This is a genomic window from Streptomyces plumbidurans, assembly GCF_019857225.1.
Taxonomy (GTDB): domain Bacteria; phylum Actinomycetota; class Actinomycetes; order Streptomycetales; family Streptomycetaceae; genus Streptomyces; species Streptomyces plumbidurans.
The window spans coordinates 228,101-239,397 of record NZ_JAFJSY010000009.1; the positions used below are offsets into that span (position 1 = coordinate 228,101).

Here is an 11,297-nt window from a genome sequence, read left to right on the forward strand (position 1 = left end):
CCTGGCAGGGACCGAGGAGGAACCAGACATATGAGTTCTCTGCTGCTCCTGACCAATGCCCTCCAGCCGTCCACGGAGGTGCTTCCGGCGCTCGGCCTGCTGCTGCACAACGTGCGAGTGGCACCCGCGGAAGGACCCGCGCTCGTCGACACCCCCGGTGCCGACGTGATCCTCGTCGACGGCCGCCGCGATCTCCCGCAGGTCCGCAGCCTGTGCCAGCTGCTGCGCTCCACCGGCCCCGGCTGTCCGCTCGTCCTGGTCGTCACCGAGGGCGGTCTCGCCGCCGTCACCGCCGACTGGGGCATCGACGACGTACTGCTCGACACGGCCGGGCCCGCGGAGGTGGAGGCACGGCTGCGGCTGTCCATGGGACGGCTGCAGATCGCGGGCGACGACTCCCCGATGGAGATCCGCAACGGCGACCTCTCGGTGGACGAGGCGACCTACTCGGCCAAGCTCAAGGGCCGCGTCCTGGACCTCACCTTCAAGGAGTTCGAGCTGCTGAAGTACCTCGCGCAGCACCCGGGCCGCGTCTTCACGCGCGCGCAGCTGCTGCAGGAGGTCTGGGGCTACGACTACTTCGGCGGCACCCGCACGGTCGATGTCCATGTACGGCGTCTGCGCGCCAAGCTCGGGCCCGAGCACGAGTCGCTGATCGGAACCGTCCGCAACGTCGGTTATCGATTCGTTACGCCCGAGAAGGGCGAACGTTCCTCCGAGGAGTCCAAGGCCAAGACGGACCGGGCAAAGCCGGACAGTGCGGACGAGGCGACCGCCCGTGGCGGTGCCGAGGTGACGGCGGAGGCATAGCGGGCCGCGAACGGGGCATTGCTTGGGCACAGGCAGTCCCGCGGGAAGCAGCTTTCGCCCTGCCCGGAGCCGGTATATCCGCGTAGACTCCGCGCGTGGCCAAGGTGACTCGGGATGACGTGGCACGACTGGCGGGTACCTCCACCGCCGTTGTCAGCTATGTCATCAACAACGGACCCCGGCCGGTCGCCCCGGCCACGCGCGAGCGTGTTCTCGCCGCCATCAAGGAACTGGGGTACCGGCCCGACCGGGTCGCCCAGGCGATGGCCTCCCGGCGCACCGACCTCATAGGACTGATCATCCCGGACGCGCGCCAGCCCTTCTTCGGAGAGATGGCGCACGCGGTCGAACAGGCCGCCTCCGAGCGCGGCAAGATGGTGCTGGTCGGCAACACCGACTACGTGGCCGAGCGCGAGGTGCACTACCTGCGCGCCTTCCTCGGCATGCGGGTCTCCGGGCTGATCCTCGTCTCCCACGCGCTCAACGACCTGGCGGCCGCCGAGATAGACGCCTGGGACGCCCGGGTGGTGCTGCTGCACGAGCGGCCCGAGGCCATCGACGACGTCGCCGTGGTCATCGACGACCTCGACGGCGCCCGGCAGGCCGTCAGCCATCTGCTCGGGCACGGCTACGAGTACGTCGCCTGTATGGGCGGCACCGCCGAGACCCCCGTCGTCGGCGACCCGGTCTCCGACCACGTCGAGGGCTGGCGGCGCGCGATGGAGGAGGCCGGCATCCCCACCGAGGACCGGCTTTTCGAGGCGCCCTACAACCGCTACGACGCGTACCGGATAGCGCTGGAGATCCTCGCCGGGCCGCGGCGGCCGCCCGCGATCTTCTGCTCCACCGACGACCAGGCCATCGGCGTCCTGCGGGCGGCGCGCGAGCTGCGCATCGACGTGCCGGGCGAGCTGGGGGTGGCCGGCTTCGACGACATCAAGGAGGCGGGGCTCACCGACCCGCCGCTGACCACGGTCGCCTCCGACCGCTCCGCGATGGCCCGCGCCGCCGTCGACCTCGTGCTCGACGACGGACTGCGGGTGGCGGGGTCCCGCCGCGAGCGGCTGAAGATCTTCCCGTCGAACCTGGTGGTACGGCGGTCCTGCGGCTGCAAGGGCTGAGCAGCACCGCCGCACACCTTCAGAACTCCTCACACCTCTTCAAGGCCTCTTCAGACCTCTTCAGGCGGTCTCAGAAGAGCAGGTTGTACTGGTTGAATCCGGTCCCCAGCTTGACGCGCGAGCCGAACAGGCTGCTCGACGCCTTGTTGGTACCGGGGTAGAGCCACAGCGTGCCGCCCGAGTCGCGGGCCATCACGTCGGCGATACCGTCGCCGGTCACGTCGCCATTGGCCACGTCGGACGTGAAGTTCCAGCCGGTACGGGCCTGGATGCGGGCCGACCACGGGGTGTGCTCCTGCTGGGTGCCGCGGTACAGGTAGAGCACGCCCGAGCTGTTGCGGACCAGCAGGTCGGCCTTGCCGTCGCCGGACAGGTCGCCGTGACCGAAGATCTTCACGCCCTTCCATGCCTTGTCGACGACCTTGACGCGGCCGTAGAACTCGCCGGTGCCCTTGCCCGGGTAGAGGTAGACCGAGCCGTCGGCGTCCACCGCGACCAGGTCGGGGCGGGCGTCGCCGGTCAGGTCGCCGGGGATGGCGTAGGACTTGTAGCCGCCCCAGACCGAGGTGATCGTCATCCAGGTGAACTCGCCCGAGGCGTGGTCGAAGTAGCTGCGGTGCAGCTTGCCGTCGGTCTTGTCGCGGATGATCAGGTCCTGGTAGAAGTCCCGGTCCAGGTCGGCCTGCAGGCCCCAGCTGATGTACTCCCAGCCGTTGCCGGTGTAGGCGCGCTGGGCGAGGGACGTGCCCTTGCTGTCCTGCTCGAAGAGGTTGCCGGACGGGGCGCGCTCCAGCAGGTCGGCCTTGCCGTCGAAGGACAGGTCGGTGTCGTCGATGCGTGGCTGGGCGGCCCAGGCGTACGACTTCACCTTGGTGAAGACGGGGTAGGCGCCCTGCGCGGTGCAGCCCTCGACGCCCCAGGACACGATGCCGATGATCTTGCCGCCGGAGACCAGGGGGCCGCCGGAGTCACCGTTGCAGGGGGTGGTGGTGCCGGCGTCGCCGCCGGTGGCCGGGGTGCCCGCGCAGAGCATCGAGCCCTCGGCGAAGTCGTCCTCACCGAGGACGCTCCGCATGGCGCTGTCGCAGGTCGAGTCGGCGACCAGGGACAGCGGCGCGCTCTTCAGCTTCGCCGACAGGTCCGCGCCGTCGGCGCCGGAGGTCAGGCCCCAGCCGTAGACCACGGAGTCGCGGCCTGCCGTGTACAGCGCGTCGTCCGTCGAGGAGGCCGACCGCAGGGTGGGCGTGTCCAGCGGGCGGTCCAGGGTGAGGACCGCGACGTCGTTCTGGATGGTCGCCGCGTTGTACTTGGGGTGGTTCCACTGGCGCCAGACGCCGGCCACGGTGCCGTTCGTCGAGTCGTACAGGTCGGTCGTCCCGGCGAGCACGGCGCCGTTCTTCGCCCAGTCCAGGCCCGCGACGCAGTGGGCGGCGGTGAGGACCTTGTTCGGGGCGACGAGGGTGCCGCCGCAGAAGTAACCGTCGCCGGTGGTGTCGTCGTAGTAGGCGAGCTGGACCATCCACGGCGCGCTGGAGATCGTGGTCTCGCTGCCGCCGATGATGAACGGGCTCGCCTTGGCCGTCCGCGGTGTGGCCGCCTTCTGCGCGGCCTCGATCACGCGGGAGTGCAGCACCTTGTCGGTGGCCGCGGGCTTCGGGGCGGTCTGCTGCTGGGCCTTCACTCCAGGGTCGGGCAGTCCGTCCGCCGCGCTCGCCGGCTGGGCGGCGAGCAGGCCGGCGCAGCTGAGGGCGAGCGCGAGGGCGGCCGCGGGAAACGCCGTGACGGGGCGTCTGAGGCGGCCGCGCAGGGCACGTATCACCTAGGTCTCCTGAGCTGGTTGATGAGTCAAGGAACGTGAACCCACCAAGATTGCGCCCCGGCGATCACTCTTTACACAGGTCTCACACAAACCGGATAAGTGTTCGTCCGCGGCCCGCCGTGATCTCACTCCACGGCAACGTTCCGTTTCCCTTTGGCCCGAGCCCGCCGCGTCTTTATATCGGGCAAACGAGGTTCTGCCGGGCTTCTCAGCAAGCACTCAGCCGACTCTCATGGACGCGGGACAAGCTCGTAGACATGACCGAGAGCTTCCGCCGCAGCGGCGAGTACGAGAGTTACGAGAACCCGTACCAGGGCGCTCCGCAGCATGCCTCCGCCCCGGTGAACCCCGAGTGGCCGCCCCCGCCGGGACAGCCGCCGGCGCAGCAGCCCGCTCCGATGCAGCACTCCGCTCCGATGCAGCCGGCCGATCCGGCGCAGCCGGTCGCTCCGGCGCCGAGGAAGCGGACCCGGGGCCCGGTCGCCCTGCTGGCCGCCGTGGCGATCGTCGCCGCGGCCGTCGGCGGGGGCACCGCCTACGCCTTCCAGCAGCTGACCGGCAGCGACACCGCCGCCTCCAGCAGCACCAGCACCAGCGTGGTGCCCTCCAGCAAAAAGGGCGACGTCGCCACCATCGCCGCGGCCGTGAGCCCCAGCGTGGTCGAGATCAAGGCCACCTCGAACGTCGGCGAGTCCACCGGCTCCGGCGTCATCGTCACCAGCGACGGCCAGATCGTCACCAACAACCACGTCATCTCCGGCGCCTCGTCGATCAAGGTGACGACCAACAGCGGCAAGAGCTACACCGCGAAGGTCGTCGGCACCGACAGCAAGAAGGACCTCGCGCTGATCAAGCTGGAGGGCGCCTCCGGCCTCAAGCCGGCCACCCTCGGCAACTCCGACGGGGTCCAGGTCGGCGACACGGTCGTGGCCATCGGCTCCCCCGAGGGCCTGAGCGGCACCGTCACCAGCGGCATCGTCTCCTCGCTCAACCGTGACGTGACCGTCTCCACCGACGAGAACCAGGGCCAGGGTCAGGGTCAGGGTGGCTGCGACGGCCAGTGGCCGTTCTCCTTCGGCGGGCAGCAGTTCAACGGCGACACCGGCAACTCGACGACGACGTACAAGGCGATCCAGACCGACGCCTCGCTCAACCCGGGCAACTCCGGCGGCGCGCTGATCGATGCCGCGGGCAACATCATCGGCATCAACTCCGCGATGTACAGCGCCAGTTCCCAGTCCTCCGGCTCCTCCGACGCCGGCAACGTCGGCCTCGGCTTCGCCATCCCGATCAACACCGTCAAGTCCGACCTGGCCAACCTCCGGGCGGGCGGCAGCGACAGCTGACTTCCCACCGCACCAGCAGGGAGTACGTCATGATCAAGCAGGTTTCCCACCCGGCCGCCGGCACCGGTCCGGCCGCACTCGCCCTGGCCCTGGAGGTGGCGCACGAGCTGCACGCGCCGGTGACCCGCGCGCCCGAGGTGGTACCGGCCCCGCAGCTGATGGGTCTGCACACCACCACCGCCCGCCCGCACCGCCGCAAGGTGCCGCTGAACAGGCTGGCGACGATGCGCGCCTGACCGCGGCCCCACCACTGCGTACGCGTCCGCAGGGAAACATGCGAGGCTGAAGGCATTCCGCAGGTTCGAGCAGGTTCACCTACCTTCAGCCCCCTGTCGTCCCACCGCACCCGAGGAACCAGAGCCCATGAGCCCCGCCGATGGCGACCGTGACCCCCAGCGCATCCTGATCGTCGACGACGAGCCGGCGGTGCGCGAAGCACTCCAGCGCAGCCTCGCCTTCGAGGGGTACGCCACCGAGGTCGCCGTGGACGGCGCGGACGCGCTGGAGAAGGCCACCGCGTACCAGCCCGACCTGGTCGTCCTCGACATCCAGATGCCGCGCATGGACGGGCTGACCGCCGCGCGGCGGATGCGCGGGGCGGGTACGACGACGCCGATCCTGATGCTGACGGCGCGGGACACGGTCGGGGACCGGGTGACCGGCCTTGACGCCGGAGCGGACGACTACCTGGTCAAGCCCTTCGAACTGGACGAACTCTTCGCCCGCGTCCGCGCGCTGCTGCGCCGCAGCTCCTACGCCGCCGCGGCCGTCGCCGGCACCGACCAGGAGAACGAGGCGCTGGCCTTCGCGGACCTGAAGATGGATCTGGCGACCCGGGAGGTGACGCGGGGCGGGCGTCCGGTGGAGCTGACGCGCACCGAGTTCACGCTCCTGGAGATGTTCATGGCGCACCCGCGCCAGGTCCTCACCCGTGAGCAGATCCTGAAGGCGGTCTGGGGCTTCGACTTCGAGCCGTCGTCCAACTCGCTGGACGTGTACGTGATGTACCTGCGCCGCAAGACCGAGGCGGGCGGCGAGCCGCGCCTCGTGCACACGGTGCGGGGGGTCGGGTACGTCCTGCGCCAGGGCGGCGCCGAGTGAGGAAGGTTCTACGGCGCTTCCAGACGCTGCCGATCCGGTCGCGGCTGGCGATGCTGGTGGCCGCGGCGGTGGCGTTCGCTGTGGCGGCGGTCTCGGTGACGTGCTGGTTCATCGTGCAGGGGAAGTTGTACGACCAGGTCGACAGCGACCTGAAGGACATGGCCCGGCGGCCCGGTACCGTCCAGGGGCTGCTGCGGGGGTGCACGCAGACCCCGGAGGAGAACACCCAGCCGTTCCACGGCCGGGACGAGTACGTCCAGGCGATCAAGGAGGAAGGCCCGCCCTGCGTCGATACGACGTCGCCCAGCACGGTCAAGGTCACCGGCACCGACAAACAGGTCATCAAGAACGCGAAGCCCTATGAGGGGATGTTCCGCGACGGCACGGACGACGACGGCAACCCCGTACGGGTGCTGACCCTGTACCTGGGAGTCGACCCGAGCGACTCGCAGGGCGTCGCCGTGATCCTTGCGACCCCTCTCAAGAGCACCCGGTCCACCCTCAACGAACTCGCCCTGATCCTCCTCCTCGTGAGCGGCATCGGGGTCCTCGGCGCCGGTGCCGCCGGGCTTGCCGTCGCGCGTGCCGGGCTCCGCCCCGTGGACCGGCTCACCGAGGCCGTCGAGACCGTCGCGCGTACCGAGGATCTGAGTGTGCGCATCCCCGTGGAGGACGACGCCGAGGACGAGGTGGCGCGGCTGTCGCGGTCGTTCAACTCGATGACGTCCGCCCTGGCCAGCTCCCGTGACCTGCAGCAACAGTTGATCGCGGACGCCGGTCACGAGCTGCGTACGCCGCTGACCTCCCTGCGCACCAACATCGAACTCCTCACTCGCAGTGAGGACACCGGCCGCCCGATCCCCCCGGCCGACCGCAAGGCGCTCCTCGCGTCCGTGAAGGCGCAGATGACCGAGCTGGCGGCGCTGATCGGCGACTTGCAGGAGCTGTCGCGGTCGGAGGGGCAGCGGGGCGAGCGCGTGCAGGTCGTGTCGCTGGAGGACACCGTCGAGGCGGCGCTGCGGCGCGCACGGCTGCGCGGACCGGAGCTGACGATCACGGCGGACCTGCAGCCCTGGTACGTACGGGCGGAGCCCTCCGCGCTGGAGCGGGCGTTCGTCAACATCCTCGACAACGCGGTGAAGTTCAGCCCGGAGCACGGCACGATCGAGGTGCAGCTCGGCAGCGGCATCCTGACCGTCCGCGACCACGGCCCCGGCATCGACGCCGAGGAACTCCCGCACGTCTTCGACCGCTTCTGGCGCTCCCCCAGCGCCCGCGCCCTGCCCGGCTCGGGCCTCGGCCTGTCCATAGTGGCCCGCACGGTCCAGGAGGCGGGCGGCGAGATCACCCTGGAACCGGCGGAGGGCGGCGGCACGGTCGCGACCGTACGGCTGCCGGGTGCGCCCACGCCACCACCCGAGGTGCCGTAGCGGCCGTCACGGCCGGAAGCACTCCCAGCCGCCGCTCCCCGCGAGCTCGGCGCACGCCTTGATCGCCTTCGTGTTCCCGGCGCGCACCGCGACCATCGGTGAGGAGCGCAGGATTCCGGTGGCGTACCGGTCCGCGATCACCAGGCGCTGTGCGGCCGAACCCGGTGCGGAGACCTCGAAGCGGTCGCCGACGTGCTGTCCGCTGACGCGTACCCACGCGGCGCCGCACTCGGGCTTGTAGCGGATCTGCATCTCGACACCCGATCGCCTGACCGTGCGCAGGACCTGGGGCACGCCCTGCACCTCCACGTCCCCGCAGCCCGAGGACAGGGGCGGCCGGCCGGTGCAGCCCGCGCCGTGGCACAGGACCTGGCGGACGGTGCTCTGCGTGCCGGAAACGGGGGTGGACCGCGGGTCGTCGGACGGGCGCAGCACCACCGTCAGCACGATCGCCAGGGTGCACGCCGCCGTCGCGGCCGCGATCAGGACAGGGCGGCGCCACCACGGTGGGGCCGGGGTGTCCTCCGGGGGCGCCTCGGCGGGTTCCGGCTCGGTCGCGGCGGGGCCGGGGCGGGCGCCGCGCCCGCTCCAGGCCACCTCCGCCAGCTCCCACAGCGCCACGTACCGTGCGGGCGGCACCCCCGCCACCCGGCACAGCGCCTGCACCGCCGAACGCGGCGGCAGCTTGCGGCCGTTGAGGTACCGCTCCCAGGACGACTTGCTGTACGCCGTCTTCGCGGCGAGCGCGGCCAGGCTCAGTTCCGTACGTCCGCGCAGTTCGCGCAGGGCCTCGGCGAGCCGTGCGCATTCCGGCGCCTGCCCGGTCATTTGCCGAGTGCCCCCCAGGTCTGCGGTCCGACCAGGCCGTCGACGTCCAGCTTCTTCTTGTCCTGGAACCGCTTGACGGCGATCTCGGTGTCCGGGCCGAAGCGGCCGTCGATCCGTCCCGACGGGAACCCCGCGTGCTGCAGCAGACACTGGGCCTCGACCACCGGCCAGCCCTGCACGTTGAGGCCGATCACCGAGGTGTGGTCCGTGCTGTGGCCGGCGTAGAGAACGCCGCCCCGCCGCTCGAAGTGGCAGCGGTAGGTGCCGCCGTAGGTGAAGGCAGCGGCGGAGGCGGTGGCCGACGCGGACGGGGTCGCCTTGCCGGTGTCCGTGCCGTCGTCGTCCCAGGGCGCCGAGACCAGCAGGGCGCCGATGACACCGCCCACGAGGGCGCAGGCCAGGCCGCCCAGGGCCAGCCGCAGCCGGTGCGGGCCCGGCGGTACCGCGGTGGGTGGCGGCCCGGGCTCCGTCGCCTCGCCCGCCTCGCCGTCGCCGTCGTTGCGGCTCGCCGCCGAGGCCGCCCACTCCGCCTCGGCGATCTCGTGCAGGGCCAGCAGCCGTTCGGGATCGGTGCCGCTGACGCTCGCCAGTTCCTCGACGGCGGTGCGCGGCGGCAGTGTCCGGCCGTTGAGATAGCGCTCCCAGGACGACTTGCTGAAGGTCGTCTTCGAGGCGAGCGCGCTCAGGCTCAGACCGGCGTGGTCCTTCAACCGCCGCATCTGTACGACGAGTTGCCACATCTGCTGGTCGAGCTCGGCCGGTAACTCCTTCCAACGCGACATGTTCCACCCCATGTCCGGTGCTCCGTGTCTCCATCAGGGAGGCACGTCTCCCCCCGCATGGTTCCCCGCGCGCCATGCGCAGCAAGGTGAGCCCCCGTCATTTCGGCCACCCGAGCACCGTACGAGAGCGGCTGAGGCGTCCCAGGGATGCCTCAGCCGTGCTGCCGTCCCCGCAGGTCAGCGCGTACGGCGTCCCACGATGGCCCGTCCGGGCCGAACCCACTGGCCCCACTGGTGAATTGGCCAGCATCGTCGGTGGGGCAAGCCGGGCGGCACGGTCCACCCCGTGCCGCCCCGCGACTCAAACGGAGGGAAGAACCACCATGCAGATCCACAAGCGCGCCGCTCTGGTCGCCGCGACCGCGGTCATCGGTACGGGCCTCGCCATCGCCCCCTCGGCCTCGGCGTCGACGCACGTCGGCAACATCGGCGTGGGCTCCGGCAACCACCACGGCGTGTGGTGCGTCCAGGCCGGCATCAACGCGCACTTCCACAAGAAGGTCGTGGCGACCGACGGCAAGTTCGGCTCGAAGACCAAGGCGGCCGTGAAGAAGTACCAGGCCGCCGAGCACATCCGCAAGGACGGGATCGTCGGCCCGCAGACCGGCAGCCACCTGTGGGCGGACAACAGCTACTCGAGCTACTGCTACAAGTACCTGCCCACCACCTACTGATCCGCCCGCGAGGCAAGCGGTCCGCCCTCCCGCTGGGGAGGAGGGCGGACCGCTTGCCGCTGTGCGGGGCCGGCTCTCAGCCGACGGCCAGCCCCGCCCCCTCGATCCGCATCCTGATCCCGTCCTTCTCCACCCGTACGTCCCGCACCCGCAGCGCCCCGTGGTGCGGTGCGGGCAGGCGGAAGCCGAGGGAGAGGCGGTCGGCGAGGACGGGGCGGGTGAGCCGGGGCAGGGCATCCAGCAGGGCCGGGTCGAAGCCGAGGCGCTTGAGCAGGGCGGGGTGCTCCAGCGCCAGGTCGATCAGGTTCAGCCGCATGGCGCGGTGGACGAAGCGCGGTGAGCCGGTCACCTGCGCCAGCTTGTCGTCGGAGCGCAGCGCCTGGCGTACGACGGGGTCGGGCACGCCGAGCCGCCGTATCACCGCGGGCACGGAGAACAGGGCCTTCGCCTTGCGCGTCTCGTGCGACAGCCGCGCGGCCGACCTGCGGGTCAGATGCAGCCCTTCGCTGGCGCGGACGCCGGGCCGGTAGGTCGCCAGGTCGCCGATGTCCAGCCGCATTCCGCCGATCTGCGTGGCGATGCCGTGCTCGCCGTCCCGGCCGATCCGGGCGTCGGCGCGCAGCCGCAGGTCGTGTCCGGCGACCGGGAAGGTGCCGCGGGCCAGCACCCGGTCGTGGCCGCGCCCGCTGAACCTGACCTGGGAGGCGCCGAGTTCGCGGTCCAGGTCGTCGAAGGAGAGCAGTACGTCGCCGTCGAGCCGGGGAATTCCCGCGCCCCGCACGGAGGTCGGCCCGTCGGGGTCGTCCAGCCGTACGTCGTGCGCGGTCGCGGTGACCTTGGCCAGGGTGACCCGGTCGGCCGCGACGTCCGGCACGGTCACCCGCACCGAGTCCAGCCGGTCGTCGGCGAGCTGGGTGAGGAAGGGAAAGCCCTCGATCTCGACCTCGGGCGCCGCGTTCAGCTTCAGCCGGTGCTCCAGGACGTTCGCCGCGCGGTGCTCGGCGTACAGCAGCGCCCAGCGGTCGGCGAGGGTGAGGAAGGCGGTGAGGACGCAGACGCCCACCACCGCCTTCAGCGCGAGCGGCAGTCCCGCGAAGCGGCCGCGTTTGCGGCGTCGGTTACCGCGGCGGTGGTTGGGCGGGGTCCAGGGCTCCTCTTCGTCCGCACCGTCGTTGGCGACAAAACCGTCGAAGGTGTCAAAGATGGTCAAGCCGGGATGCGTCGATATGTGGGGGGTACGCATCGAACCATCCGACCATGCGCACCGGCCCCACACGCAACCTCTACCCCACCGGTGCGATCTACCTCACCCTCAGGATCCGGCCGGCTCCCGGCGGTGGCATCCGGGTTCCCCATTGCCCCTCCTGTGACCCCCACTTTGCGGCC

General features: G+C 71.0%; 11 protein-coding genes. 7 read left to right on the top strand and 4 right to left on the bottom strand.

What is annotated here, in order from left to right; genetic code table 11:
* Positions 1-30 precede the first annotated feature (30 nt).
* The gene (locus tag JYK17_RS08365) at positions 31-810 is read left to right on the top strand and encodes a winged helix-turn-helix transcriptional regulator (RefSeq protein ID WP_128802295.1); all 780 of its coding nucleotides are present in this window, start codon (positions 31-33) and stop codon (positions 808-810) included.
* Between the two features lie 95 nt (positions 811-905).
* Positions 906-1,931 carry a LacI family DNA-binding transcriptional regulator gene (locus JYK17_RS08370; protein WP_108009011.1) on the top strand — a complete coding sequence of 342 codons (1,026 nt, stop codon included), beginning with the start codon at positions 906-908 and terminating at the stop codon, positions 1,929-1,931.
* Positions 1,932-2,001: 70 nt separating this feature from the next.
* Here JYK17_RS08370 and JYK17_RS08375 read toward each other — a convergent pair whose 3' ends face one another.
* A complete protein-coding gene (locus JYK17_RS08375; RefSeq protein WP_222810117.1) occupies positions 2,002-3,750 on the bottom strand; it encodes a trypsin-like serine protease in 1,749 nt (582 codons plus the stop codon).
* A gap of 257 nt (positions 3,751-4,007) precedes the next feature.
* On the opposite strand from JYK17_RS08375, the gene JYK17_RS08380 reads away from it, so the two are divergent.
* The 4 genes from JYK17_RS08380 (at position 4,008) to JYK17_RS08395 (ending at position 7,627) form a co-directional block, all read left to right on the top strand.
* A complete protein-coding gene (locus JYK17_RS08380; protein WP_222810118.1) occupies positions 4,008-5,096 on the top strand; it encodes a S1C family serine protease in 1,089 nt (362 codons plus the stop codon).
* Between the two features lie 29 nt (positions 5,097-5,125).
* Positions 5,126-5,332: a hypothetical protein gene (locus JYK17_RS08385; protein ID WP_108009017.1), complete on the top strand. Its 207-nt coding sequence runs from the start codon at positions 5,126-5,128 to the stop codon at positions 5,330-5,332.
* A 127-nt stretch (positions 5,333-5,459) separates the two neighbouring features.
* Complete coding sequence (locus JYK17_RS08390; protein WP_108009019.1) at positions 5,460-6,197, top strand: response regulator transcription factor; 738 nt, start codon at positions 5,460-5,462, stop codon at positions 6,195-6,197.
* A complete protein-coding gene (locus JYK17_RS08395) occupies positions 6,194-7,627 on the top strand; it encodes a HAMP domain-containing sensor histidine kinase (RefSeq protein WP_108009021.1) in 1,434 nt (477 codons plus the stop codon). The genes JYK17_RS08390 and JYK17_RS08395 overlap by 4 nt, the downstream gene beginning before the upstream one ends.
* Positions 7,628-7,633: 6 nt before the next feature.
* Here JYK17_RS08395 and JYK17_RS08400 read toward each other — a convergent pair whose 3' ends face one another.
* Positions 7,634-8,455, bottom strand: a complete 822-nt coding sequence (locus JYK17_RS08400; RefSeq protein WP_128802298.1) for a helix-turn-helix domain-containing protein — start codon at positions 8,453-8,455, stop codon at positions 7,634-7,636.
* Positions 8,452-9,237, bottom strand: coding sequence for a peptidoglycan-binding protein (locus tag JYK17_RS08405; protein ID WP_234548044.1), 786 nt, complete (start codon positions 9,235-9,237; stop codon positions 8,452-8,454). The genes JYK17_RS08400 and JYK17_RS08405 overlap by 4 nt, the downstream gene beginning before the upstream one ends.
* Positions 9,238-9,560: 323 nt before the next feature.
* On the opposite strand from JYK17_RS08405, the gene JYK17_RS08410 reads away from it, so the two are divergent.
* A complete protein-coding gene (locus tag JYK17_RS08410) occupies positions 9,561-9,911 on the top strand; it encodes a peptidoglycan-binding domain-containing protein (RefSeq protein WP_164932195.1) in 351 nt (116 codons plus the stop codon).
* Positions 9,912-9,987: 76 nt separating this feature from the next.
* Here JYK17_RS08410 and JYK17_RS08415 read toward each other — a convergent pair whose 3' ends face one another.
* Entirely contained in the window at positions 9,988-11,154 is a 1,167-nt protein-coding gene (locus JYK17_RS08415; protein ID WP_108009029.1) for an LmeA family phospholipid-binding protein, read from the bottom strand.
* Positions 11,155-11,297 lie beyond the last annotated feature (143 nt).